General features: G+C 40.1%; 26 protein-coding genes. 9 read left to right on the top strand and 17 right to left on the bottom strand.

The features are described from left to right. Nucleotides 1–77 precede the first annotated feature (77 nt). A complete protein-coding gene (locus tag BW935_RS02420; protein ID WP_084565776.1) occupies nucleotides 78–1274 on the top strand; it encodes a tetratricopeptide repeat protein in 1197 nt (398 codons plus the stop codon). Between the two features lie 1134 nt (nucleotides 1275–2408). Here the strand turns inward: BW935_RS02420 and mtgA are convergent. Then, on the bottom strand, nucleotides 2409–3104 hold the full coding sequence (gene mtgA, locus BW935_RS02415; RefSeq protein WP_076498288.1) for a monofunctional biosynthetic peptidoglycan transglycosylase: 696 nt from the start codon (nucleotides 3102–3104) through the stop codon (nucleotides 2409–2411). A 9-nt stretch (nucleotides 3105–3113) separates the two neighbouring features. Then, on the bottom strand, nucleotides 3114–3932 hold the full coding sequence (locus tag BW935_RS02410; protein WP_076498286.1) for a class I SAM-dependent methyltransferase: 819 nt from the start codon (nucleotides 3930–3932) through the stop codon (nucleotides 3114–3116). An 80-nt stretch (nucleotides 3933–4012) separates the two neighbouring features. Between BW935_RS02410 and BW935_RS02405 the strand changes: the two genes are divergently transcribed. Continuing rightward, nucleotides 4013–4477 (top strand): MaoC family dehydratase, encoded by a 465-nt coding sequence (locus BW935_RS02405; RefSeq protein ID WP_076498284.1) that lies wholly within the window; start codon nucleotides 4013–4015, stop codon nucleotides 4475–4477. Between the two features lie 177 nt (nucleotides 4478–4654). Here BW935_RS02405 and crtD read toward each other — a convergent pair whose 3' ends face one another. Beyond that, entirely contained in the window at nucleotides 4655–6118 is a 1464-nt protein-coding gene (gene crtD, locus BW935_RS02400) for a 1-hydroxycarotenoid 3,4-desaturase CrtD (protein WP_076498283.1), read from the bottom strand. Nucleotides 6119–6441: 323 nt separating this feature from the next. On the opposite strand from crtD, the gene BW935_RS02395 reads away from it, so the two are divergent. After that, nucleotides 6442–7707: an immunoglobulin domain-containing protein gene (locus tag BW935_RS02395; protein ID WP_076498281.1), complete on the top strand. Its 1266-nt coding sequence runs from the start codon at nucleotides 6442–6444 to the stop codon at nucleotides 7705–7707. A 506-nt stretch (nucleotides 7708–8213) separates the two neighbouring features. Further along, on the top strand, nucleotides 8214–9659 hold the full coding sequence (locus BW935_RS02390; protein WP_076498280.1) for an immunoglobulin domain-containing protein: 1446 nt from the start codon (nucleotides 8214–8216) through the stop codon (nucleotides 9657–9659). A gap of 172 nt (nucleotides 9660–9831) precedes the next feature. On the opposite strand, the gene BW935_RS02385 is transcribed toward BW935_RS02390, so the two are convergent. The 3 genes from BW935_RS02385 to BW935_RS02375 form a co-directional block, all read right to left on the bottom strand. Then, nucleotides 9832–11244, bottom strand: coding sequence for a S8 family serine peptidase (locus tag BW935_RS02385; protein ID WP_076498278.1), 1413 nt, complete (start codon nucleotides 11242–11244; stop codon nucleotides 9832–9834). Nucleotides 11245–11298: 54 nt separating this feature from the next. Continuing rightward, on the bottom strand, nucleotides 11299–11490 hold the full coding sequence (locus BW935_RS02380; protein ID WP_076498277.1) for a hypothetical protein: 192 nt from the start codon (nucleotides 11488–11490) through the stop codon (nucleotides 11299–11301). 264 nt (nucleotides 11491–11754) lie between these two features. Beyond that, nucleotides 11755–13149, bottom strand: coding sequence for a DUF4403 family protein (locus BW935_RS02375; RefSeq protein WP_084565775.1), 1395 nt, complete (start codon nucleotides 13147–13149; stop codon nucleotides 11755–11757). A 95-nt stretch (nucleotides 13150–13244) separates the two neighbouring features. Between BW935_RS02375 and ytxJ the strand changes: the two genes are divergently transcribed. Then, nucleotides 13245–13583 (top strand): bacillithiol system redox-active protein YtxJ, encoded by a 339-nt coding sequence (gene ytxJ / locus BW935_RS02370; RefSeq protein ID WP_076498274.1) that lies wholly within the window; start codon nucleotides 13245–13247, stop codon nucleotides 13581–13583. Nucleotides 13584–13628: 45 nt separating this feature from the next. Here the strand turns inward: ytxJ and BW935_RS02365 are convergent, their stop codons facing one another. Together BW935_RS02365 and BW935_RS02360 are read right to left on the bottom strand one after the other, a co-directional pair. Then, the gene (locus BW935_RS02365; RefSeq protein WP_076498272.1) at nucleotides 13629–14969 is read right to left on the bottom strand and encodes a fasciclin domain-containing protein; all 1341 of its coding nucleotides are present in this window, start codon (nucleotides 14967–14969) and stop codon (nucleotides 13629–13631) included. A 149-nt stretch (nucleotides 14970–15118) separates the two neighbouring features. Then, nucleotides 15119–16078, bottom strand: a complete 960-nt coding sequence (locus tag BW935_RS02360; protein ID WP_076498271.1) for a fasciclin domain-containing protein — start codon at nucleotides 16076–16078, stop codon at nucleotides 15119–15121. Between the two features lie 315 nt (nucleotides 16079–16393). Between BW935_RS02360 and gldB the strand changes: the two genes are divergently transcribed. Next, the gene (gene gldB, locus BW935_RS02355; RefSeq protein WP_076498269.1) at nucleotides 16394–17404 is read left to right on the top strand and encodes a gliding motility lipoprotein GldB; all 1011 of its coding nucleotides are present in this window, start codon (nucleotides 16394–16396) and stop codon (nucleotides 17402–17404) included. Here gldB and BW935_RS02350 read toward each other — a convergent pair. The 3 genes from BW935_RS02350 to nth form a co-directional block, all read right to left on the bottom strand. After that, nucleotides 17373–18593, bottom strand: coding sequence for a glycosyltransferase family 4 protein (locus BW935_RS02350; protein WP_076498267.1), 1221 nt, complete (start codon nucleotides 18591–18593; stop codon nucleotides 17373–17375). The two genes, gldB and BW935_RS02350, sit on opposite strands and share 32 nt — an antisense overlap. A 66-nt stretch (nucleotides 18594–18659) precedes the next feature. Next, nucleotides 18660–20450, bottom strand: a complete 1791-nt coding sequence (gene asnB, locus BW935_RS02345) for an asparagine synthase (glutamine-hydrolyzing) (protein WP_076498266.1) — start codon at nucleotides 20448–20450, stop codon at nucleotides 18660–18662. 3 nt (nucleotides 20451–20453) lie between these two features. Beyond that, complete coding sequence (gene nth / locus BW935_RS02340) at nucleotides 20454–21131, bottom strand: endonuclease III (protein WP_076498264.1); 678 nt, start codon at nucleotides 21129–21131, stop codon at nucleotides 20454–20456. Nucleotides 21132–21255: 124 nt separating this feature from the next. On the opposite strand from nth, the gene BW935_RS02335 reads away from it, so the two are divergent. After that, complete coding sequence (locus BW935_RS02335; RefSeq protein ID WP_084565774.1) at nucleotides 21256–22134, top strand: alpha/beta hydrolase; 879 nt, start codon at nucleotides 21256–21258, stop codon at nucleotides 22132–22134. A 48-nt stretch (nucleotides 22135–22182) separates the two neighbouring features. Here the strand turns inward: BW935_RS02335 and BW935_RS02330 are convergent, their stop codons facing one another. Beyond that, nucleotides 22183–22416 (bottom strand): hypothetical protein, encoded by a 234-nt coding sequence (locus BW935_RS02330; protein ID WP_076498263.1) that lies wholly within the window; start codon nucleotides 22414–22416, stop codon nucleotides 22183–22185. Beyond that, on the bottom strand, nucleotides 22391–22993 hold the full coding sequence (locus BW935_RS02325; RefSeq protein ID WP_076498261.1) for an RNA polymerase sigma factor: 603 nt from the start codon (nucleotides 22991–22993) through the stop codon (nucleotides 22391–22393). The genes BW935_RS02330 and BW935_RS02325 overlap by 26 nt, the downstream gene beginning before the upstream one ends. Nucleotides 22994–23547: 554 nt before the next feature. Here BW935_RS02325 and BW935_RS02320 point away from each other — a divergent pair. After that, nucleotides 23548–23910: a DUF3127 domain-containing protein gene (locus BW935_RS02320; protein ID WP_076498260.1), complete on the top strand. Its 363-nt coding sequence runs from the start codon at nucleotides 23548–23550 to the stop codon at nucleotides 23908–23910. Between the two features lie 75 nt (nucleotides 23911–23985). Continuing rightward, a complete protein-coding gene (locus BW935_RS02315; RefSeq protein ID WP_076498258.1) occupies nucleotides 23986–24441 on the top strand; it encodes a hypothetical protein in 456 nt (151 codons plus the stop codon). On the opposite strand, the gene BW935_RS18295 is transcribed toward BW935_RS02315, so the two are convergent. From BW935_RS18295 to BW935_RS18150, 4 genes are all read right to left on the bottom strand, one after another. Continuing rightward, nucleotides 24438–24593, bottom strand: a complete 156-nt coding sequence (locus BW935_RS18295) for a hypothetical protein (protein ID WP_175606626.1) — start codon at nucleotides 24591–24593, stop codon at nucleotides 24438–24440. The two genes, BW935_RS02315 and BW935_RS18295, sit on opposite strands and share 4 nt — an antisense overlap. Before the next feature lie 266 nt (nucleotides 24594–24859). Continuing rightward, nucleotides 24860–25375, bottom strand: a complete 516-nt coding sequence (gene purE / locus BW935_RS02310) for a 5-(carboxyamino)imidazole ribonucleotide mutase (RefSeq protein ID WP_076498257.1) — start codon at nucleotides 25373–25375, stop codon at nucleotides 24860–24862. A gap of 2 nt (nucleotides 25376–25377) precedes the next feature. Beyond that, the gene (locus BW935_RS02305) at nucleotides 25378–26517 is read right to left on the bottom strand and encodes a 5-(carboxyamino)imidazole ribonucleotide synthase (RefSeq protein WP_076498798.1); all 1140 of its coding nucleotides are present in this window, start codon (nucleotides 26515–26517) and stop codon (nucleotides 25378–25380) included. Nucleotides 26518–26626: 109 nt separating this feature from the next. Next, nucleotides 26627–26779, bottom strand: a complete 153-nt coding sequence (locus BW935_RS18150; RefSeq protein ID WP_139325481.1) for a lmo0937 family membrane protein — start codon at nucleotides 26777–26779, stop codon at nucleotides 26627–26629. Between the last annotated feature and the right edge of the window lie 30 nt (nucleotides 26780–26809).

The following is a 26809-nucleotide window of genomic DNA, read 5'->3' as shown; positions in this document are numbered from 1 at the left end:
CCTTGATCCTTTATTCGGGTTAGATAGCCGAGCGCAGATCATTGTCAAATTGTACTTTCACTGCTTTAGTCAATTCTATGAGAGTCCTTGTTTTTATATTACTGTTGTTCTGTATTCCCAAGACTTGGGCACAGTACGCTTCTATAGATCAGCGCATGGAGGAAGCGCTCAAGCAATGGGACGCAGGGGATGATTTGGAAGCCTTGCTTGTTTTTTCAGATGTGATAAGAGAGCGACCATTTTTTGCTGAGCCATATTATTATAGGGCTTTGGTTTATGAAAAAATCGGGGATACTGAGGCAGCATTGACTGACTTCAATATCCTGCTAGAACTCAACCCATACCATTCCGAGGCGTATTTTGCCAGGGGTTTGATGCGTTATAAAATGGGGCAATACGAATCAGCCATTGATGATTTCAAAGTTTTGCTTGACATTCCAAGGGGAGAAACCGTGGAAATCATTTACCGAAGACCAACTTATAAATCTGGCGTAGATAAAATTCTCAGCAGGCAAAATGAACAAATTGACTATCTCTATCATCACCTTGGCCTGTGCGAACAAGGTTTGGGACGGCATGATTTGGCTATACAATACTTTACGAAGGCCATTCAGATCAATGCCACAGAGCCAGATTACTATTTGAGTCGTGGCAAGTCTTTACTGATACTTAACAACACAAAAGCCGCAGAAGAGAATTTTGCCAAGGCTTTGTCTTTGAATCCATATCACCCCATGGCTTATCAGTACCTTGCTGAGTTGGCCAAAGAATCAGGGGAAAGTCTGCTGGCAGAAAAGTATTTCAGTCAAAGTATTGAAAATGCGCCAGAAAATCCCACAGCTTACAAGCAAAGAGGCTATCAACGCTTGATCTCAAAACAATGGAAGGAAGCGCATGAAGATTTTTCGATGGTTTTGAATTTGGAGCCTGAAGACGTGGAAGCTACTTACTATTTAGGATTGAGTTTGGAGGGGCTTGGGCGTTATCAAGAGGCCCTTGTTTGTTTGCAGCGTGTGACGACAAGGCAAGCTGATCACCTTGCAGCTTGGATGGCCAAAGGAAATGTACTGTACAAAGCCAAAAACTACCAAGATGCCTTGCAGGCATATCGCATGGTCATCATCTACCAGCCTAATCACAAAGAAGCCTACTATCAAAGGGGAATTACACAATACCGCTTGGGTAATCAGTCTGCCGCTTGTGCAGATTTACATCAAGCTGCGATTTGGGGAATGAATGAAGCAATAGCTGCAAGTCAGCGTATTTGTAATTAAATTTTATGATTATCTGCTTTCTTACCAGTGGAACTTTAAGAGTGGAATAAACCTATGATTTCAAGCCTACATCAATAAATATCGGGTTAATCTAGGCTCTTATTTAATTTGGTTAGTGGTATAATTGCGGATATACATATTAATTTTCATGATTGTTCGACTTTTTTCAAGCGTAATGGATCAACTTTCATTGATATCCAACTATCGCATTTTCAAATTTCTAATTCATACAGAAAAATCCCTGCTCTAATTATAGATGTTGTATTAAAAAAGCATAAAAATTAAATTAACTGTAAATTTTAAGCTAATTTGTTACAAAAATTTTAACAAAAGGAATGTTTTATTACCTTTGAAATATCAAACAAAGACAAAAGGTCAAAGGAGTTTGAAATAAAGACAAATTGTAGGATGTTGAAACTGGCAGACAAGCCCTCCTGTCTCGGGGGTGAAGATCACAGCATAAAGCAAACATCGAGCTCGTGTTTCGCCTAACTGCTTCGTGGAGGTTCGAATCCTTCTCCTACAGCTGAGATTCTGATAAAAGATCAGAATTTATAAATTGATGATATGATACTGTAGGATGTTGAAATTGGCATCCCGATAGCTATCGGGACTGTCTCGGGGGTGGGGATCACAGGATAATGCAAATGTCGAGCTCGTGTTTTTGCCCAACTGCCCCGTGGAGGTTCGAATCCTTCTCCTACAGCTGAGATTCTGATAAAAGATCAGAATTTATAAATTGATGATATGATACTGTAGGATGTTGAAATTGGCATCCCGATAGCTATCGGGACTGTCTCGGGGGTGGGGATCACAGGATAAAGCAAATATCGAGCTCGTGTTTTTGCCCAACTGACCCGTGGAGGTTCGAATCCTTCTCCTACAGCTGAGATTCTGATAAAAGATCAGAATTTATAAATTGATGATATGATACTGTAGGATGTTGAAATTGGCAGACAAGCCCTCCTGTCTCGGGGGTGGGGATCACAGGATAAAGCAAATATCGAGCTCGTGTTTTTGCCCAACTGCCCCGTGGAGGTTCGAATCCTTCTCCTACAGCTGGTTATTTTGGGTTTATTGTTAATTGACTAAAGCTGTGAAACTTTGTTTCGCGGCTTTTTTATTTTATACTCACTATGATCCAAAGCCTAATGGGTTCAGGTTATTCATCTGCCTCAAGATCCAAGCTTGCCTACCATATATATAAGGTGTCGGTCTAGCAGGAGACCATCGTCTTGGATTTGGCAGGGTCGCTGCAATCAAGGCCGCCTCTTGTCTTGTGAGCTGTGCTGCTGATTTTTTGAAATAATATTGCGCGGCTGCTTCAGCACCATAGATGCCCTCTCCCATTTCAATGACATTGAGGTAAACTTCCATGATACGCTCTTTGCCCCAAATGAATTCAATCAAAACAGTAAAATAAGCCTCAAAGCCTTTCCTGACCAAGGTTCTCGCCGGCCAAAGAAATACATTCTTGGATGTTTGTTGTGAAATGGTGCTGGCTCCTTTAACCCGGTTTCCTTTCTGATTATTCTCCCAGGCCTTTTTCATGGCTTCTCTATCAAATCCATGATGGTCCATGAATTTTTGATCTTCGGCCGCATAGACTGCTTGAGGGAGGTGTTTTGATATCTTAGACATAGGAACCCAGTCTTTGTAAAGCCTTACTTCCTTCTTATCGTCGAAAGCTTGCTCCCATACACGAATAAGCATCAAGGGCGTGATGGGTATAGGAACAAATTTGTAAACAACAGTCAAACCTATCGTGATCACAAAAAACCAAAGGATAATTTTGGCTATAAGTCTAAGTACCCATTTCAAAACTTTCATATTTCCAATTTAAGCAAAAGCAGTAGCTTGGATAAACCTATAGTAAAATACTGCATCTTTTCGAGCTTTCAATTCATCCATCTCTTTCTGCATTTTCAGTAGCAGCTTTTGGTCTATCAATCCTGCTTCCAGCAAAGCTGGCGCACCGCTGCTCATCAAGTTTTTCCAATATGTAATGACTGTATTTCTGTCATCGGGATTGCGACTATCTAAGTGAAATCCCCCTGAGCGCAGTGATATATCCCTGTAGCCAGCAATTTCTAATAGATCACCAAGCCTAGCACCTACCTGTGGGTCTCCACCGATCTCAACTTGGTAGTCATTGTAGATTTGCCAATATTTTTTTACGGTTGGCATTTCGGGATAGGTGTAAAAAGTGGCATTGAAAACCTCCGTAATGACTACCTTGGCTCCAGGCAGAAGGGAAGGCTTCATGCTATGCAATACCTGAACTGGATCAGAAATATGCTCCAATACCCAGCAGATGAATGCAGCATCGTATTTTTCTGAAAGCTGTAAGTCCTTGGCATCTTGTTGAATAAATTGAACTCGCGGCGCAGTATAGCCTAGCTCTTGCATGTTTTTTTCTGCTTTTGCGATTTGCTTGGGTTCGTATTCTACACCTGTGATCTGTAGTTGTGGGTATCTTCTCAGCAGAATTTCTGTCTGTGCACCTACTCCAGAGCCTATCTCTAGTAAATTTTTATACTCCGAAAAATCTATGTAATCATATATAGGTCGTTCAATCACAAGTGCTTGATGTCTCAGACGTTCCTGCTCTTCATCTAAGTAGCCATGAATGTACTTGGGTGTATGCTTCTCGGTCATATCATTGGTATTCTCAAGCAAATTAAACTGAAAATAATGGGAAAATTAGTACCTTTAATTTTTTTAAAACCTATTAGCATATGAGTTTAGTAAGAATTGGAAGTTTCGAAGAGTTTGAACAATATATCGGGAAAGACCTAGGTGTCTCTGACTACCATCAAATCACGCAAGAACAGATCAATCAGTTTGCCACTGCTACACTGGATCATCAATGGATCCACACCGATCCAGTAAAGGCAAAGGTTGAGGGTGCCTTTGGCGATACCATTGCACATGGATACCTTACATTATCTATTGTACCTTATCTCTGGGGTCAGATTGTGGATGTGCATAACCTGAAGATGATGATCAATTATGGCATAGAGTCCTTGAGATTTGCCCAAGCAGTATTGGTCAACAACGAAGTGCGACTCAACGCCAACCTCAAATCAGTGGTCAATCTTCGCGGTACGGTCAAAGCTGAAGTCAATGTGAAGCTGGAAATCAAAGACCAGAAGAAACCAGCCTTTTCAGGCGTTTTGGTTTTCCTTTATCATTTTCAATAAGCGTAAATAATATGGTATGTTTTCTTTTCAACTGCATGAAAAATAAATTTATGATTGCTTCTTAGTAATATCTATGAGTACCCAATAACTATTAATATCGGTACAAAAATAAATCAGGTGTATTGTTTTAAAGAAAAGACCTGCCAGGTTTTTGAAAACCTGGCAGGTCTTTATATTTTAATCTATCATCTCTGTCATAATTTTGGCAGAGAGTAAGCAGAGTGGAATCCCTCCTCCAGGATGTACGCTACCCCCGCAGAAGTAGAGGTTTTTGATATCAGAAGAAAAATTAGCGTGCCGAAGGAAGGCCGCATACCTATTATTAGAACTATTGCCATAGAGCGCTCCTTGCGCAGAGGAGGTTTTACTTTCTATGCTACGAGGTTCAAGGATTTCTTCTACCGCTATCAATGGCTCTATGTCTGTCTTTAGCACACGATTGATTTTGGCAATGATGCTTTTTCTAGCTTCTGAGATCAAATGATCCCAGTCTTGTCCTTGGTTGTTGGGGACATTGATCATCGTGAACCAGTTCATGCAGCCAGCTGGGGCATCGTCTTTTTTGTAGACGGAAGTAATATTGATGTAGACGGTAGGGTCATGGTAAATGGTTCTACGCTGGAAGATGTGCTCAAACTCTGCTTTATAATCTTCACTAAACAGGATATTGTGCAAATCTAGCTCAGGGAATTCCTGTTTGATGCCCCAGTAGAAAATCAATGCCGAACTGGATTTAGGCTGATCCAAAAGCATTTTTGGTTGTTTTTGTTTGCTGAGGATGGTCTTGTATGCATTGACCATATCCATATTGTTGATGATGGTGTCAGCAAAGTAGCTTTCTTCTCCAATTTTGACACCAATGGCTCTGTTGTTTTCAACTAGAATCTCTTCTACTTTTTTGCCAAAGTGATAACGGACACCCAGACTTTTGGACAAATCGTACAAGCTTAAGGTAATGTCGTGCATACCTTTGTTAGGGAAAAAAGCACCTATGTTAAATTCCAAATGCGGAATGATATTCAATGTGGCAGGTGTCTCGTATGGGTTTGAGCCATTGTAAGTGGCATATCTATTAAATAGTTGCACTGTTTTTTCTTGCTGAAACTGCTTTTCATTGGAGCCATTCATGGTATCGAAAATTCCAAGCTTACCCATCCTCAGGTAGGAACGCAAAGCCTGTGGATTGACCCAGGTGTTCCATTGATGCAGGGATCTATGCATAAATAACGGTGCCAAATGTTCGTATAGGTAGGCAGCGCTTTTCAATGCCTTTCGAACATTAGCGGCTGGCTCTCCGAGTTTGGTTTCCACTTCTTCTGCAAATGCATGTATATCACCATAGGCATGAACACGCTTGCCATCTTCCCAGAAGTAGTGGCAAGCCACATCGAGTTTTTGGTACTGAAAGTAATCCTCAGGGTTTTTGCCAGCTAAGCGAAAGAGTTCTTCTACTTGTTCGGGTAAAGTAAAAAGAGAAGGGCCAGCATCGAAGCGGTAACCTTGGAGCTTGATTTCTGCTAATTTTCCCCCAGGATAGGTGTTGGCTTCAAATACCGTTACTTCAAAACCCTTGACTGCAAGTCTGATGGATGCTGCGATTCCTGCGATTCCGGAGCCGATGATGATTGCTTTATGCTTCATATTGGTCTAAACTCGGCTACGAAGTTATGGTTTAGATGAAGAAAAGATGAATTTTGTCTTCAGAAAGATTTACTTTTTGCTCAGGCAAAAAATATTTTCAAATATTTTTTATTTTTTTTCTCCTTCTTTTATCATATAAAATCATTCTTTAGGATTGTTTCAAATCAATGGGAAAGTGAAAATATAGTTTATTTTGAATTGGTATAAGTTTTTAAGGTTCAGGTAATTTTAGCATATATTGCTCAAAATGTATTTCGTATACAAGTAATTGTTTCTCGTTCTATATTTGTAATCTAATCGATAACTCCTTATATCAATTTAACATGATGAAAAACACATTTACAAACTATTTCAAAGCGACGCTTTGGAGCGTAGCGCTGGTCTTCGGGATGATGGCTTGTGCGCAAATGGAAGATTTGACACCTAACTCTTTGGATGCAGAAGTTGCTGCATTAATGGATGGTTCTAACCCTTTCGCTAGAATGTCTGGAGATCCTGCTGTAGCGCCAGTTTTCTGGAATCAAGGTCCAGGAGGGAATGCAACATGTGATGATGCTGCCTCAACTTTTGAAGGTGTAGATGGATTTGAGATGTCTTCTGGAAGAAATAACTATGAAGATGGTCAGTTCGTCAACGAGTGGCCAGAAGGTCTTACGGTACAAGTGATAGATGGAAAAGTTTATTGGGAATATATTGCGCCAGAAGGATTCTGTTTAGAGAATATGTCTGTCATCGTAAAAGGTGGCCCTGCCGCAAACATTTATAACTATGAATCAGGAATCTACCATGATGGTGGCCTTGTAGCTCCAGTGGTGGTAACACCAGGAAGAGGAAAGAACAAAGCTACATCTAGCCCTGCTGGATTGTCAAACTTGACTTTCTGTTTCAACTTGACTGATGCTCCTGAGGCTCCTGTAGTAGAAGAAAGCGAAATTGTTGCTTGTTTTGATCCAGAAGGCGAAATTGGAGTAGGCTCTTTGACTGCTACTGCAACTGTTCAAGATGGTGCTACCCTAGTATGGTACAACGAAGATGGTGATATGGTTACTGACCCTTCTATTTCTGAAATCGGTACAGCTATTTTCTATGCTGAAGCACAATTTTTCAATGGCTGTGTAAGTTCAGAAAGAACAGCAGTTACTTTAACGCTAGAGGATTGTAGTGATACGGATGTAAATGAAAACTGCACAAGAGATACTGCTTTTGCTGGAACATTAGGCGATTTACTTGATAATAGAGGCTGGTTCTATTTAATGAGCTTAGACGGAGATGGTTCAGCAACAGGTACTTTATTCGCTGGTAGAACAAAAGAAGCTGGCACAGTAACTATTAATACAGTAGGTGGCAAAGTAGTAGTTTCTGTAGTGCTTAAAGAAGGTTTTTCTTTGCAGTCAGGTGAAAACTGGTATGTACATGGGTATGATGAAGAACCTAAATTTAGACCAGTTGGAGGTCGCCAAGGAGATGCGAAAGCCTATGCTAAGGGTAATGCTACATCAGCACCATTTACAGTAGAATTAGATAAAAATGGCGCTTCAATCTTTGCAGTACACGTAAATGTTCAAGAGTGTAAGCCTGCATCAAATTAAGTATTAGATCCCTAACCTAATACTGAGAAAGCCACCCCGCGAGGGGTGGCTTATTTTTTTTCTATCGTGTCGTTGGTCTGTGATTTAAGCGGTGTTAAGTAAATTAGGAGTTTGCCCAACAATCCATTTAAAACCTCGCAAACGCTACTAAAGAAAATCTAAGAAAGTCATTTTTTGTAGCAATTACAAGCAAATTGACTGAGAAGCTAAAAGTAGTTTCATAAGTGATCAAATATCAGTCCAAACTCCCAAATTATTGATAAAGTGCTGAAAATCTGATTTATATAAGAAAATTTGAATTATTTTTTTGATCGGAAAAGTATTATAAATACAATGAAAAGTCATCTAAAATTTTTGCCATGTCAAAAAACTCTTAAAAATATGATTTTGGTAATATCATAAAAAACCGATGATAATTTTTTGAAAAACATTTTTTACGTAATTAAATACATTTATTTGTATATTTGAGGTAGGAGTTTGTTTAACAATTTAAACCATTTAAAACTATGAAATTAAACCCAACCGTGAGGTGGTCAACGGGAGTGTTGGCCCTTGCAATTTTTTTGATTGGTTGTCAGGAGATGGAATCTCTTGACGCAAATTTATTGGATAAGAGCGAATTGGCTCTGAGTGACGGTGCTGGCGATCATATCAATGCCAGAATGATGATCCAAAATGTAGAGCCTGTAGTTATCACAGGTGCTAATCCAGGGGGAAATGTAGAATGCAGTGAGGTTGCTGACCATTTTGAGTTAGATGGATTCAATTCTTCGAGTGAAAGAATAGCTACTGCTAGCGGTTCATTTAATGGAACATTTCCAGCAGGTTTTACAGTAACACTTACTAGTGAAAAAACAATGGATTGGAGTTTTACCCCAGGTCAAGATAAATGTCTATTTGACATAGCGGTCATTGTTAAAGGAGGACCTTCAGCAAATGTTTATTACTACAAAGATGGACAGACTGGGGGAACTGGTCTTGTTGCCCCAGGAGGTGCAGGTATCAGTAATGTGACTTTCTGCTATAATATCACCGAAGCACCTGCTGCTCCTGAAGTGATGGGAGATGAAGCTTGCTATGAAGAAGGTATCAAGCTTACTGCTAAAGCTGTTAATGTACCTGATGGTGTCACTATCGTATGGTATGAATCTGCAGAAGGTGGAAGTCCTGTTGCTGATCCAAGCATCACCACCGTTGGTTCTAAAACTTATTATGCTGAGGCTGTCTCTGGAACATGTGTAAGCACAAGCAGATCTGCTGCCACGCTAGAAATCTGGGATTTACCAGCAGCACCGACAAATCCTAATAGTCAAGAACGCTGTATTGAGACTTACCCTTCTCTAACTGCCTCAGTTGAGGTTCCTGAAGGTGTAACAGTAATTTGGTATGATGAAGAAGGTAATGAAACTGATTATATCACAGTAACTACTGTGGGAACACATAAGTTTTATGCAGAACCAATCAGTGAAAATGGCTGCGTAGGTGAAAGAACAGAAGTAGTCCTTATACTGAAAGTTTGTGGTGACACTGATATCGAGGAAGATCCTTGCTATGCTGACGAGACCGCTTGGGCTTCCAGAGGAGCAGGTTTAGACAGGTATAATTCCAGAGGTAATTGGGCTACTTGGGTATACTTTAATGGCAACAAAACTGTTGATCTTTTTGCTGGACAAACACACCTGATTGGTACAGTTAGCTTTGCAGATAATGGAAACAATACTGTGACCATTACCATAGAGTTGAACAGTGATGGTGCCTTCCAAGATGTGGGTGATAATGTGAAAATCCAAGACTACGCTTCCAAGCCAAGTGGTAATCCTGCACCAGGTGGATTTGCTCATAAAGGCACTGCCGAAGGAAGTTCATTTGAAATTACCGTTCCAAAGAACAATTACTATGGAGTTCACGTGGATGCAGCTCGCTTGATCGAGTGCCCTGTGGATGAAGATTAATTGATATAAGGATGATCTATAATAAAAAAGGGCTAGCGATATCGCTAACCCCTTTTTTATTTGATAAGAGTGTGAAAAATACGAGTTTGTTTACCTATTAAAAAATTCCCTAACCTATGTTTTTTTCATCCACTTGTTTCGTGGATTTTTAATTTTTTAATGATACCAAATTTTAATTTGCTCTATGGGCAATCGGATCTGGTGTGGAGTCCTTGTCATTTTTGATAAATCCATCACCTCTAATATTACCCAATAACCTTAGTCCTGCCACGTGGGGTGCAGCCATAGAGGTGCCATTTTTGCTACCATAGCCACCTCTCAATACTGTAGACCTGATGGATACACCAGGTGCTGCCCAGTCAATAGGAGGGTTGCCATAATTGGAAGAACTTGCCATTCTATCACTGCTGTCCATAGAAGAAACCGTTTGGAGAAATGGGCCATTCGCTCTGGCAGGAGAATAGTTATTCGCATCATCTGCACTATTTCCGGCAGAGGTTACAAACCAAATTCCTTTGTTGGAAGCATTGATGACAGCATTGTCAAAAGTTGTACTGGCAGATGCTCCGATACTCAGATTAGCCACATCCCCAGGCTTACCCACTGAGGCTACATAATCTACACCAGCTATCGCCCAAGAAACTCTACCTCTACCATCATCTCCCATAATCTTCACAGGAACCACTGGAGCTCCAGCTGCTACTCCGACTACGCCAAAGTTGTTATCTATAGCGCCCACAATCCCAGCGACGTGTGTACCATGTGAGTGTAAGTCAGAAAGTGTTGTACTGATATCATCCGGTACGATTTTTATACCCAAAGAAACAAATACATTCAAATCTGGATGATCCAATTCAATCCCTGTATCTAAAATAAAGGCTACATTGGTACCTGTATATCTTGTGAATCCACCAACACGTTTGATTCCCCATGGAACTTCCTGAGAGGAAGGTCCTGATACAATTGGCTCTGGCTCTGGACTTGGCTCTGGCTCAGTTGAATCTGGATTTTCCGGAGTCGGTTCTGGATCAGTCGGAGTCGGTTCTGGATCCGTAGGAGCAGGCTCAGTGGTGTTGTTTTTCTTAGGGCCACCACCATTATTTCCTCCGTTTCCGCCCCCGTTTCCGCCACCATTGCCACCACCACGGTTATTGACCGTTGAATCATTGGGTCTGGACAAGGTGATTACTTGATCTTGTTCTATATGCTTGACACGAGGGTCTTTTCTGAGCGCTTCAAACTCTTGGTCTGATAACTGAACCGAAAATCCATCCATCGCATGTCCATACACCATTCGAAGATTTTCAGGGCTGATCTTGTTTCTAAAAAGGATCTCAGAAGATAGCTTTCTCATGCCTGCTTGTACATCCTCGTATTTGTCAGATTTTCTAAAGTTGACAGCAGAAGGGTGAAGCTCTACGATATACTCACCGGGAATAAATTCTGAGCTGAAATCTTGGGTGATTAGCTCTTGGTTGAAAGGTGCTTCTTGATCTAGGGCTTCATAGCAAGAAACCAACATAGTTAGGGTCGCTACGATTCCTAACGTCAAACCCTTCGTCATTCTCTTTCTCAAAGTTTTCATAGCATTTGTGTGTTTTTATAGGTATAAATTTTTCTAGACAGTTTTAAACTCTTCTTAATCAGGAATTTGCACTTCATTTTTGGCCATAAAAAAACCACCTCGAAAGGTGGTTTTTAGTAAAGACTTACCGGATTGTCTCTGGCTTTTGAGCCATACCTCTTGGGGTATTCCCCAGCCTGTATTTCTTCCCATCGAAGGGAAGGATTGCGAGCTTTTTGTAGCGATATGGAACAAAGTCAGATTCATGATTAATTAATTTTCACTGTTTTCGATACTTCAAAACAATCTGATTTTGAACACTTTAGCAAATCGGTCAAAAAATTAAAATAAGACAATAAAAAAATGAAAATAGAAAATTTATAACTCTTAATTACATATTAAACACTGTTTTAAATTTAAAATTGTCAGTTTAAATAATGAAAAATTACCGTAAAATATTTTGTTAAAAATGCACAAAGCAAAATATTTTACGCTAGTTGCAAAATTGATGATTTGAAATTTTCGACTTTTTCAATAAAAATTACGCAATCTAACATCCATCTTTCCCCTAGACCTGATATAGATCCTAATATCGGATTCGGTGCTGTAGATTCCTTCCACATCCAAGCTAGGCTGGATCAATCTGAAATCTGCCAAATCAGTCTGAATATTCCCTTGACGCTGTAGCTCAAACCTTGCCGCATCTAGGTATTCTCCGATAGGGTAGTAAGCCATTTTTTTGATTTGATTGAGTACTTGTCCTTGTTTCATCCAAGTAGCACTACGGGCTAAGAGATTCTTTGTATGGATATCAAATTCAATTTCCTCAAATCGAATTGCCTCGGTCTCTGAATCAAAAGTTGGTTTACCTACCAAATACATTTCCCCAACAATCTGTCTGCGATTTCTCCTGATGGCTAGAAAGTCCATCTTGAGCAAGATTCTATCACCAAAGCTTTGAGAACTCAGATTAGATACTTCAAGTACGGTGTTTTTGTCAGTTCGAAATCTTTGCCCTGATAAACTCTCGTTGAGGTATTCATCCAATTTATCATAGTTAATAGCCAATGGAATCATGATATCCAGCATATTTTCCTTGTTGTCATTCGCTTGTAGCCTAGGCAATGGCTTGGGCTGAATCTGTGGTGCTTGACCCACTTGAGAGAATACCTCACCTTCAATTCCAAGGTATAGCTTAATTTTTTGGTCATTGCTGACCTCCTCCGTCACTTTCAATCTACTGGGTTGCGTGTAAATATATGCTGCCACACCATCCTGAGCGATAGCCAATGGCTTCGCAAATGTCGTCCATGCCTCCTCGGCAATGCTTCGAAAATCAAACTGCGTCAAGCCTGAGTTTCCCAACTGCTCGTTTAGCATTTTTTGAAGTTGCTTGCGAATCATGGGGTCTAGATCAATCTCAAAGCCAAGCAAATTGTACTTCATGGATCGACCGTAGTTTTCGATTTGAATATTTTGCAATGAAAAATTCCAGTCGGCTCCAATTTTTGGGATAAAGCTGATCTCAGGCATCAGATTTTCATCGAATGGAATGGCCGTATTTAGGTTTTGACCAAAAATCCGCTTTTCAAATTTCAGATTTCCAGCCATACTCATCGGAAGGATAAGAGATACCTTCTCAGAAGATTTGCTCACTAGTCTAGCGCTTCCGGTTTTGTTGACATCTATATCTGTAAAAAACCCTCCTCCTAAATCCAATCCTCTTTCAGCAAAGAGCCTAGATGACAGAGAATTGTTGAGCAGTTGTTCGATTTGTGAAAGTGGGATTTCGACAGGAATATTGATTTCAGATGTTGCTCTCGGCAAAATGATTGGATCGCCTGAATAGCTGGGCTTGTTTGGATTGATACTTTTACAAGCTGAAAAGAGTACAATTAATATGACTAACCGGGTGAAGTTTTGCATAGGGGAATATTGCATTGAAATTTTGTAAATATAGTAAGGAACTATTTCAACGAAGAATTAATTGATCGAGGTATTAGATTAAGATAATTTAGCATATGGATTGGTTGACACTCAATAATATTACGCAACTCGAAGAGATCAAAGAAAGCAGCAAGGAAAAGCCTGTCTTGATTTTTAAGCATTCTACCAGATGTTCTATCAGCAGCATGGCTTATGATCGCTTGAGGAGAAACTGGAAGGATGAGGATACTCAGAAAGTCACACCCTACTACTTAGACCTGATTAGCTATAGAGATATTTCCAATGCTATTTCTTCAACTTTTGCTATAGATCATGAAAGCCCCCAAGTCATTTTGATCAAAGATGGGGTCGCCATCTATGACAATAGCCACATGGGAATCAGCTATGCTGATATCATGGCACAATTTCAATAAATACGAGTTGCTAATCCCCTGTTCAATCAATAAGGAATTTCCCAATCAGGGTTCAAGCACTTTACCAATGCCATGAATGACGCCATTTTTACCATGTATGTTGGATAAATTGGAAAGCAAAGGCGCATCGTTGATTTCTTGATTGGTCAGGTTGACAGAAAGTGTTTCTCCAGAAATTAATGTCGGAAGACTTCCTCCTTCTCTGAAATCTTGGCTAAAAGCCCTCAAAGGAACAATGTGATAGTTTAATATTGTTGCTAGCTCCTCTGGACTTAAATCATTGATACTAGCAATACCTTTGCTTGCCAAAAATCCTTCGAAAGCCTCGTCAGTAGGAGCAAAAAGGGTAATGTTTTCTTCATAGCCTCTATTGAGCAGATTGCCAATGCCAGCCCTCTCTATCGCCTGTATCAACAAAGAAAAAATACCTCCTTCTTCCTCGTTTCTCAGGTTGAGCTTTTCAAGCATGCTTATTTGAGGTCTTACGATGACATTGTCTATGACATGGACGATACCATTGTCAGCTTGCAGATTAGTACCAGTTACCCTTGCAGTTCCATTCACCCAAATGGCACCATTTGGAGCTATACTGATGAATATGGGTTGTCCTGTGAGCGTAGGAAGCCCAGCAGATTCAAATGCAGCTGCTGGAATCACCCCATCGATTGCGTGACCTCTCAGGATAGCTGGAAGTGAGTCAGCGCTCAAAAGTTCCGAAGTACTTAGCCCTTGGTCATTCAAGTATCGCGTAAAAGCTGCATTAGTGGGGACAAAGGTCGTGTAAGGACCTGTATTGTTGAATAGATCGGTCAAGTCTGCTGCATTGACAGCGTTGAGAAAGGTGGTGAAATTATTCCGCTCTACTACATCCAAAATAGTATTAGATGGGGGAAGCATCAATTGGTCTATGATATGAATGACACCATTGAGCGCCTCTCGGTCTCTCTGGATGACTTGAATAGAATCATTGAGTAGGATCCTGCTACCTGATTTCTCTATATTGATGACTGCATTTTCTAGAAAAGTATCTACTTCACCTGTATTCAATAGACTACTGATATTTCTTCCTGGAATCACATGGTAGGCGAGTATTCCAGCTAAATTATCGGGAGGGATTGCGGCCAAACTACTAAACCCTAAATTTTGTAAGGCTGCAATAAATGCCTCATCACTGGGAGCAAATATGGTAAATGGTCCCTGCTCTGAAAGCGCTTGTCTCAATCCAGCCCGATTGACAGCCTCTACAAATAAGCTCAAGCCTTCCCGATCTGCTGTTTCCACAAGCAATAACTCCTGCTGTGGAGGGAGGTCATAGTTGTTGCATGCAAAAAATCCTGATAAAATACAGAGCATTAAAATTGGCAAATATTTAAACTGTGATGGCATGATTTTAAAATTGAATGCTTGCTGTTGTTGTTAAAAACGACGGGAAGATACAAAGGATGGAGATGGAATGAAAAAAATATCTAAAAGCAAAAAAGGGATGCCCATAGACACCCCTTTTCCAACATTTATGAACTTAGGGAAAAATTTCCTTATTCTGGTAACAATACACTGTCAATCACGTGAATCACACCATTTGTGGCATGTACGTTCAATAGTGAAGGTACAAGACCTGACTCATTAATTCTTAAATTAGCCAAATCAACCGTCAAATTCTGTCCTTCTAATAGCGTAGGCAAAGATGCACCCTCTCTTAAATCTTGTGAGAAAGCTCTCGCTGGAACAACATGATATAAAAGTACATTTGTTAGTAACTCCAGCTCAATTTCATCAACTCCATTCACATCTAAAGCTTCATAAAGTGCTTCAAATGCTGCATCGGTTGGAGCAAATACGGTTAAATCGTCATCAAAGCCACCTATAAATGCATCTACCAAATCTGCTCTCACCAAAGCTGCTACCAATTGTGTAAATTCTGGCTCTTCTCCCTCAGCAAGACTAGTTGCGATTTCTGCGATATTTTGTGTCGGAGGCGTAATGACATAATCTAGCACGTGAATGATACCATTTGAGGCTTGAATATCAGTATTTATAATTCGGGCTGATCCATTTATCCAAAGTGTACCATTAGGACTTTCGCTTACAAAAAATGGAAAATCAGCTACCGTATTCACTCTTCCAGGAGAGACTTCTGAAGAACTTACGGATGAACCTACTACATGATAGGTCAGGATCAATTCAAGATTAGGATCGCCAAGAAGTTGTTCTGCTGAAAGATTATTGTCAGACAAAAACTCACCAAATGCGTCGTTGGTAGGTGCAAATACTGTAAATGGGCCATCACTAGATAAAGTAGCAACTAAGCCTGCCTGATCTACAGCTGCCACAAGAGTTGAAAATTGTGTGTTATCACTGGCAACGTCTACAATGGTATTACTTTCTACAATTGGTGGCTGATCATCATCATCACTACATGCCACCAAACCAAAGCCGAGCGCAAGCGCTAAAGCGGTGCTTTTGAAATCCCAATTTAATCTACTGTGCTTTTTCATAATTTTTGTTGGTTTAGTTAAATAAAAGTACACAGTTTCAAACCCTTTGATATTAATTAATGTTGCGAAATATATTCGATAATATATAAAAAAGTGTCTGTAATAAACATAAACATAAATGAACATATTTTTTATGTAAACGAAATATTAATTCAAGTTCAAGAAATTTAAGCTTTGCCAGTTTTTAACAATCCAATTATTATAAGAATAATTATATATGAAGCATTTGGGAAATTTATCCTCGCTCAGAAATTTTAGCTTTCTTCCCAAGATTCAAAATAGATTCTACTAGATTTGAACTCAAATCATTTGAGCATGAAAATTCTATTTAATTATCGACAAGGGATATTACTGATGATGCTGACCTTGACATTGGCCTGCAAAAATCAAGAGGAGGAATGTCGCTTGGACAAGAAAATTTTAGCTGTGCCTATTGATTTTGACTTGGAAAGGCTAGAAGACAGATTTTATAATGCCTATGAAATCGAGGAGATCAATTACCTATTGGAAGCATATCCTGATTTTACGGATAAATACCTCCAAGTAGAATTGTATGATTCCAAAGCTGAATTAGCAAAAGCCTTGTTGGAAATCAACCAGGACTCCTTGATGCAAGAACTTTATCAAGAGGTAAAGCAAGAATTTTCTGATTTCGAAGCTATTGAGCAACAGTTACGAGATGCTTTCGCCTACATCAAGTATTATTTTCCTGAATTTAAAGTACCCAAAGTTTACACTTACCTTTCTGGATTTGGAAACGATCTCTTCATTACAGAAGATTTGATTGTGATCGGCTTGGACTATTACCTACCCAAAACCCATCGTTTTCAGCCACCTGACCTGCCACAATACATGGCAGATCGCTACGAAAGGGATTTTATCGTGCCCATGATCGTGACAGCCATCTCTTCTCGATACAATCAAGTGGACCTTACACAGAATACGCTTTTAGCAGAGATGATTTTCTATGGAAAAGCTTATCATTTTACAAAAGCAATGTTGCCTTGTATCTCCGATGAGTATATCATTGGGTATACCACAGATGAGATAGCAGCAAGTTATGCGAATGAAGCTTTGATTTGGTCACATTTTATAGAGAACGACCTATTATTTGTTACAAACCCCTTTGAGATCAGAAAATATACAGGAGAAGCCCCATCTACAGATGAAATCAGCCCTGATGCACCAGGTAGACTTGGAAGATGGTTGGGTTGGAATATTGTGGATGATTATAGATTCAATAACGAACTCGAACTCGATCAACTTATGGCCGAAAGGGATGCAGAGAAGATTTTCAGGCGCTCAGGATATAAACCTCGTCAGTAATTTCATTTCCGAATTGATTCGCATCAATAGCAGACAGTAATCTTTTGATGGCCATTTCTTTGGTGAAATGCTCCTCAGCTAATTTTCTGGCATTTCGTTGGTACAAGGGAAGCGTATTTTCTGCCAGCATTTGATCAATCTTTGCCAATGTTTTCTCAGGAGACTTGCTGTGATGAAAGATGCCAAGTTGGTACTTTTTTGTCAAATCATATACCCAACCTTTGTGATTGACTAAAATAGCCTTGCCGGCAGCAAGCGCATCAAAGAACTTATTTGGAGAGTTGGTCTTCAGTACAGGCAAATGCTCAAAAGAAATGAATGCCATGTCTGAGATGTCCAAGAGCATTCTGACCTTTTCCTTATTGCCGAAGTCAAAGAACCTGAAGTTTTTTAATCCCAAATCTGCGGCTTTCTCTAATAAAGCTCGTTGATGGCTACCTTTGCCCACAACCAAAAACTGATATGGCCTCCTTTCTTCAAGTGCTAGTTTAGCAAGGTCAAGGAGCTCGCCTACAGCATTGACCTGCCCGATGGCTCCAGCATACAGAATTGTCAATTGATCTTTTAATCCTAGTTGCTCTAAAAGTAAGGAATCTTTCTCCGATGTAGGCTGGAAAAACGCTGTATCAGAAAAATTGGGGACAATGGCTATGGGGGTATTGGTTCTAGCTCTTACCGCATTCGCTATGCCAGGTGAAAGGGCAATACACTTAAGCGAATGTGTGTAGATTCTTTTTTCAAATTGGTAAAGCAATTTTTTGAAAATAGGGTTGCGAATGGCTCCTACTTCTATAGGGGCATCTGGCCATAAATCACGTATCTCGAAGAAGTATGGAATGGCAAACTTTCGCTTAGCCCACAGCCCAAGTAAGCCAGTGGTCAGAGGGGTGGAACTCACATACAAGTAATCAGGTCTAGGAAGTTTTTTGATCAATTTTTTGGCTTGCGCAACAAATTTCAGAAATGACAAAGATCGCTTCGCAAACCCCCATTCTTGCTTATAACTGACCGGTAAATAATGCACCCTAACACCATCGATAATCCTGAGGTCGTAATAGTCCTTATTGTGAGCAGTGATCATATCCACAGCTATTCCGGCAGCGACCATGCCCTTTGCAAGGTGGTAAGAGCGAACCGCCCCGCCTTCTTCTGGTGTTAGAAAATATTGATGGATGTAGATGATTTTCATTTTTGCAAATCGATTAATCTTGAAATAATGAATTTCCCCAAACTGATGGATAAGTCCAAAAGACTATCAGGCATGGATCCTCAGCCATGATGCCAAGATAAACATATTCCAGATCAATAGAAATTGATCTTTTGAGGCTTTTTCTGGAGCCTTACATAGCGCTTGCATTTCCATGGGAAAATGTCGCCCCCATTTATAGTACATGGCTTTGATTTCGGGATTTATCCAGTTTTGAAATGCTTTATCCCTAGCAAACCACTCCTCCAAGGGAAGTCCAAACCCAAGTTTCTTTCGCTTGGCAATCTTATCCATTCCCCTGTATATAAGGGCTGATTTGATCGGTTGCTTTCCACAGATTTTTAAATGTTCAGCTTCTGAAAAACTCTTGATCCAAGCGATCAGGTCAAAATCCATATAGGGAGTTCGACCTTCTATACCATGTGCCATGCAGGCATTGTCATGAACTTTGAGGATATCATTGACCAAATAGTATTTCCTGTCAAAATCAAGTGCAGCGCTGTATACATCTGTCACAGAGGGATACCAATTCAAAAATTGCTGTGCAGTTTCTTCAGGAACTGGTCTCAAGGATGCAAAATTCAGAAATGTATGTTTTGGATCTGCTTTGATACTAGCCAAGAATTTGCGGACCCTTCTCGGTAGCGGAAGCCATTGAATATATGGTTTCAGCTTGAGCAGCAGGGTTTTATTATTTAAGTAGAATTTGAAAGCGCTATGTCGCTGATAACCTCCCAAAAGCTCGTCAGCGCCTGCCCCAGAGATCAAGACTTGTACATCAGACTTAGCTTCTTTGCCAATTATCCAAGTCAGCAAACTAGCACTATCTCCCACGGGTTGATCCAATGACTCGATGTATTCATCCCAGTTTGCTTTGATCTTATCGAGACTGATATGTACTTCATGGTGAAAGCCTTCATAATTACTGGTCAACTTTCTGGCATATATGGGATCTCGATATTTTTTCTGGAAAGCCTTCTCAAATGTAGCGGTAAAGGTTGGCATGGGCTGTCCAGTTTCTTCCAGCCACAATTGATACAAAAGGCTGCTGTCTGCTCCACCACTCAAAATCACGCCTACATTGCGCTCGCTATGAAAGTTTTTTAGGACGGCATCCTTGAGTTTAGATTCAAATAGTTGCTGAGAAAATGCTTCCTTTTTTGCTACTTCATGTTCCCATGTAAACTCTACTAGGCACTTTCCTTGTAAATCCAATTTTAATCCGCGTCCAGGAAGGAATTGCTGAATGCCTTGATAAAAACTTCGATCAGGAAAAGTATGTCTGGAGTAAAAATAAGGCAGAAACTGAGCGCCATCAATATTCGGTCTTTGATCCAAGCCAGCTTTCACACCGCGAGCTTCAGAGGAAAAGACCCACTGATCATCTTTTTGGTGGTAATATAGCGGCTTCTCACCAGATGGATCTCTCGCAATGATAATTTCCTCTAAATCTAGGTTTACAAAAACAAAGGAAAACATCCCTTTGAGTGATTTGATGCCTGATACACCATGTTCCTTCAGCCAAAGCAAGAATACCTCAGAATCTGAATTGGTTTTGAATGTATACCCGATATCTAGCAGTTTGTTTCTGAGATCTTGATAATTGTACAATGCCCCATTCCACACCAACACGTAGCGCTTACTTTCATCCCAAAAGGGTTGATTGGAAGCATCGCTAAGATCCAGAATTTTCAGTCGATTCCCAGCAATCCAAACTTTCTCACTAACTTGACTGCATTCAGTATGATCGGGTCCACGATGGCGGTTGGCCGCCATCATTTGATGGATTTTATACTCTGCCTGGGGACTATTGTCAATCAGGAGGGAAATGCCACACATAGCTTAATCCTTATCGGTTTTTGCCATGACAGCCTTTACTTTGTTTGCCTTTTCATAGTATCTACAAAAATGTGTGATATTGCAGAGCTCGCATTTGGGTTTTCTGGCTAAGCAAATGTACCGCCCATGCAATATCAGCCAGTGATGCGCTTTGTGAATGTACTTATCAGGAATATTTTTGACCAATTGTTTTTCTACTTCTAGGGGCGTTTTGGCATTTTGAGGGACTAGGCCAAGACGTTTGGAAACCCTGAAAACATGCGTATCCACTGCCATATTAGGCTGATTCCACACCACGGATGTGATCACATTGGCTGTTTTTCGACCCACACCTGGTAGTTTGATCAGCTCATCTACGGTAGATGGAACCTCACTACCAAAGTCCTCCACCAACATTTTCCCTAGACCTAGCAAGTGCTTCGTCTTGTTGTTGGGGTAGGAGATGCTTCTGATATAAGGGAATAGCTCGTCAAAATTAGAAGTTGCCAAATGTTCGGGACTCGGAAAATGTTCAAAAAGCTTTTTGGTGACGATATTGACCCGCTTATCTGTACACTGGGCGCTGAGCACGACTGCCACTAATAGCTGAAATGGATTGTCATATTCCAGTTCGGTTTCAGCGACTGGCATATTGGTTTCAAAGTGATCGATAAATGTTTTATATCTTTCTTTTTTTAGCATTTTGTTTCCATTTTGATTGATAAAAATAATATCTTAATGCTGATTTCTCTTGCTGGCAATGATTTAATTTACAACATCAGTCAGCATGAATCGTTTTTGAAAGTATAGTAAAGTTTAGATCACCATGACAAAAAGTTTGATTAGGAATACGATAAAAGGAAGTTTTTTACTCACAGTAATTTTATTTTTTTCATGCGCAGATCCAGAAGAAGCACCCCTCAACCTTGATCCATCGGTAGCTGTAGAAATCATAGACGATGACTATGGGAATCACCCGCGTCAAGTGATGGATGTCTATTTGCCTGCCAATCGTTCCACCAATAGCACCAAGGTATTTGTATGGGTTCATGGCGGTGCATGGACAGATGGAGACAAGTCGGAGTTTAGTAGATTCAAACCTTGGCTCGAAGCGGAGTTGGAGGATTATGCCTTCGTCTCTTTAAACTACCGTCTTTATAACATTACCACAGGGAGCAATCGCTTTCCTAACCAAGAAGAAGATGTACAAGCCGCTATCAATTATATCAAATCAAGGCTGAGTGCATGGGATGTCTCCGATGATATCGTGCTGGCTGGTGGAAGTGCAGGAGGCCATTTGGCATTATTGCATGCTTACAAAAATAACCCTGACCGTGCAGTCAAAGCTGCTGTTGCTTTTTTTCCCCCAACAGACTTTCCTACTTTTCATGGATTCAATTTCATCACCACAGCACTAATTGAGGCATTGATTGGTGGAAGCCCTAGTTCTAATCCTCAAGGTTATGCTGCTTCAAGCCCTACCAGTCATATAAGAAGTAGTAGCGTCCCTACAGCTTTTTTTCATGGGACAGCTGACAATGTGGTTCCAATTCAGCAGAGCTATTTGCTGGAAGAAAAGTTGACTGTTCGCAATGTCCCGTTTACTAAAAGATACGTCCAAGGTGCACAGCATGGATTTCCTGAGTCCATATACCGAGAGATGATTGCACAGACAGCGGAGTTTTTGTTGGTACATGTGCCATAAAAAAGCAAAGGCCTGAGAATCCGCTCAGGCCCACCTTTTTTGAATTTTTCATACTCTTTCGAGTCCCGTAGATTTGGCTTTTTTAAAAATGGCCTTTACTACTTTTTCCGAAGGCTGGAGCGTGATTTGATCTAACTTCTCTATTGTGCTCAGCATCTCCAAATATTCTTGCATCAAAGACTCGTCTAGGTGCAAGGCCTGCATTAGAAGTTCACTCTCTCCCTCGTTCATTTCTTGGTAGATGTATCTAACCAAGTCATTTGGGGTAAATTGTTTTATCATAGGCTATGTTTACTTGTTTCATTTTTTTTCTCAGATTGATCAAGGCATATCGCATACGGCCAAGGGCTGTATTGATACTTACACCTGTTTGCTCTGCAATTTCCTGAAAACTTAGATCCATATAATGTCGCATGATCAACACCTGCTTCTGAGATTCAGGCAATTCATCAATCAACCGTCGAACCATCTCTATGGTGTCTTCTTGGATTTTTTGGTCTTCCACATTGTTTTCCGCAAACCTCAATGTATTGAAAACATTCTCACCATCCTCCATGACGATGGTTGGATAGCGTTTACTTTTTCTAAAATAATCAATGGCAAGATTGTGCGCGATACGCATCAACCATGGCTGAAACTTTCCCTCTTCGTTGTAGCGGTCAGAATTTAATGTTTGGACTACTTTGACAAATACATCCTGCAACAAATCCTCAGCAACCCCTTGATCTTTGACAATCAGATAAATGGTGGTAAAAACTCTTGACTGATATTTTTCTACCAACACTTCAAACGCAGCTTCACTACCAGCTCTGTATTGTGCTATTAGCTCACTGTCTTTAGGACCAATCCTTTTACTCATACTGATTTGACTTTTGAATAACGTAGAGGTTTATGCCATAGTATATGTTTATGTTGAAAGAAAAATACGAACGAAACCAAATGTATAGATTCAATAACAATCATGCAATAGATAAAAGAATTTTTTTCTAACAATTTGTCTTGATAAAAGACTATGCCACTATCGATAATTACAGTTTTGGCTTCCAAAAGTGAAATAAAATTTGCTAAAGTTTAAGATGACTGCGTTTTTTTAGAAAATATGATTATCCCATATTAAATCACTTATAACTTATTAAATAACATGATTATCCGCTTACTTACCAGTAGAACCTAAATAATGGAACAAACCTATGATTTCTAGCCAATATCAATGAATATCCAATATCTATTAGTATCGGATTTATCTAGGTCCTTATTTAAATTGGCTAGTGGTATAATTGCGGATACTCAAATTAACCAATCACCAATAAACATTAATCAACCAAAACAAAATACTGGAAAAGGTTTCCAATGGGGATTTTGCATTGATTTTATTACCTTCGTTTTTCGACAGCAATCAATTAAAATAGCAATATGGAAATCAGTGGAAAAATTGTTCAGGTATTGGCTGAACAAAAAGGGAATGGAAGAAATGGCACCTGGAGAAAGCGGGATTATATCTTAGAAACAGGTGGCAATTATCCTAAAAAAGTAGCCCTTACCGTATGGGGAGATAAAATTGATCAATTCAATATGAATGTAGGTGATGATGTCACCGCAGGGATTGAAATTGAAAGCAGAGAGTACAATGGTAGATGGTACACCGACGTAAAAGCTTGGAAAGTAGATAAGCAAGGAACCACGGCTGCCCCAGCTCAGCCTAGCAATACCGCGGCAGCGATGCCAGATGTAACCTCTTTCTCAAGTGAGGATGGTGAAGATGTATTGCCTTTCTAATTAAAAAAATCATACCCTGAGCAAGATTGGCTCAGGGTTACTTTCTATTCTATTTTTAATAAAAACCTTTTTACCATGTGGGACGATTTTGACGACAATGACTTCGATGAAGATGATATGGCAGAATTCCAAAGGAGGAAAGAGGAGCTCAACAGTCATCCATTGAAGCTTAAGGGCATGGAAATTTTTGACTTGACCCATGCTTTGGTTGGCTCCTTAGATGAAGCTAGAAAAGAACTCTATGGTGGGTTGATGCTTGAAAGTGCAGGATTACTGCCAGCTAAATTTTCTGGGGCACATGGCGTAGATGATTATATCATCAAAATGGAAAATGCTGTGATCATGAAAGTTCATGCTAAAAGTTTACAAAGCATGACTTATCAACTGGCACTAGAAGGGACACATGCTGAGGAACACCTTCAACTGTTGAGAGATGCCATTGGGGAATTTAAAGAACTCTTTAGAGAATGGGTCAAAGGTTTTGATGGCGCAGAGCGTTACGACGATGGCTGGGGTTTGTTTTTGGATTAAGGTTGTACACTTTCGCCAAACTTGAAACCCAAATAAAGCCCACCCAAAATCATCAAAAGACTAATGGCACCAAGTAGTAAGAGTACACCAAGTGGCATTTCCCAATCTTCTTTGCCTAGTTTGAATTTAATAATTCTATTCAAGTCCATCATATCTAGATCTGACTATGTGTTTTTTTGCCCTAAAGTTCAACTCCTGAGCGCTTTAAATCAATATCAGTAAAATTCTCAAACCCTTTTTTTAAATTGGTCTAATTGCGGATAATTGTATATCTTAATGTGATCATCCGATTTCTTAACAGAAAAGATTCTAGAATAAACCTTTGATTTATCGCCAATATCAATAAATATCTAATATCTATAAATATCAGTTTACCTTAAACTCTTCTCTAAATTGATTACTGGTCTAATTTCGGATATTAATCATCCAGCCCTTCTTTCCAGCCCTTCAATTCGATTTCTCTGGCTGAATCTTCCACTTTTTGCTTGAGGTCTTTTTTGAAGTTGTCTAAGCTTTCGGCTACTTTGGCATCAAATGCTCCTACGATGGAAGCAGCAAGAATCCCTGCGTTTTTCGCTCCATTGAGCGCTACTGTAGCTACTGGAATACCGCCAGGCATTTGTAAAATAGATAAGATACTATCCCATCCGTCGATAGAATTGCTTGATAAGATAGGGACACCTATTACTGGTAAGGAAGTCAAAGAAGCAACCATCCCAGGCAAGTGTGCAGCACCGCCAGCACCGGCTATGATGACCTTGATCCCCCTTTGTCTTGCATTTTCAGCATATTCAATCATCCGATGTGGTGTTCTATGTGCAGATACTACGGTCAATTCATAGCCAACTCCTAATTCTTCTAGTGCTTTTGCTGCTTCTGACATGATCGGCAGGTCTGACTTGCTGCCCATGATGATTCCTACTTGCTTACTCATGATTATGCTTTTATCTTGATTTTTTCCTTGATTTCTATTGCTCGGCGCTTCAATTGACCAAGCTCTTCATCTAGTAGCGTGACATGCCCCATTTTTCTAAAAGGCTTGGTGATTTTCTTTCCATATAGGTGTACATATACGCCCTTTTCTGCCATCGCTTCATCCAACCCTTCTACTATGGCATCACCTATAAAACCATCCTCTCCCAAAAGATTCACCATGGCAGCTGGACAGCGTAGCTCTGGATTGCCCAAAGGCATATTCATCACTGCTCTCAGGTGTTGCTCAAACTGTGAAGTGAAATTTGCCTCGATGGTATGATGGCCTGAGTTGTGTGGCCTTGGTGCAATCTCGTTGACCAAAATCTCTTCAGATTTGGTCACAAATAATTCTACAGCCAAAATACCTACCAAATCCAAGGATTCGATGACATTTAAAGCGACTTCCTTGGCCTTTGCCTCAATCTCCGTGCTCACCGCCGCTGGCGCAAAAAGAAACTCTACCAAATTGGCAGTTGGGTGAAAGGCGCACTCTACGGCTGGGTAAGCAATCAGTTCCCCTCTTTTGTTTCTCGCTACGATTACAGCGAGCTCTTTTTCAAAATCAATCAATTTCTCAAGTAAACCTGGAGCTTCAAAGGCTTTGTCCAAATCTGCCGCGGTTCTCAACAGCTGTACACCTCGTCCATCATAGCCCTCTTTGCCAAGCTTATTCACAGCAGGCAAAAAATCCGCATTGTCCAATACTTCTTGCTTATTGGCAGTCAGGATAAATTCTGCGGTAGGTATTCCCTTTTCCTTATAAAATTGCTTTTGTTCTCTTTTGTCTTGTATGAGCTTGATCAAGTGCGGTTGAGGAAAAACTTCCTTTCCTTCTTCTGCTAATTTTTGTAAGGCCTCGGTATTGACATTTTCGATCTCTATGGTGATGACATCACAAGCCTGACCAAAAGCATATACCGTATCGAAATCAGTCAGCGCCCCTTGGGTAAACTGATGGGCAATAGCCCTGCAAGGCGCATTGGCATCTGGGTCTAAAATATGGATATCGATATTGTAATTGATAGCGGACTGGATAACCATGCGGCCCAATTGCCCTCCTCCTAAAATTCCTAAGGTTTTTTGCTGATAGTTTTCTTGCACTTCGATAAGCTTTGGATGCTCAAAAATAAGCAAAAAAGTACAGGCATGACACCCTTTATAAAAAAAGCCCCGCTTGGGGCTCAGTATCATAAATTTCAATGATGCCTATCTATACAGAACGACCGCCGATTAACCTCAGCAATACCGAAATGATGGCCAATACTAATAAAATATGAATCAAGCCACCAATACTATAAACAAAGAAACCGAAGACCCAACCAATAATTAATATCAGTGCGATCAGATACAATAAAGAATTCATAGTTAGTTGGTTTAAGTAAATAATTGATTT

It is taken from the genome of Belliella pelovolcani, assembly GCF_900156785.1.
GTDB classification, from domain to species: domain Bacteria; phylum Bacteroidota; class Bacteroidia; order Cytophagales; family Cyclobacteriaceae; genus Belliella; species Belliella pelovolcani.
The sequence above is the reverse complement of the archived record's forward strand: the minus strand, read 5'-3'. Positions and strand labels throughout refer to the sequence as shown.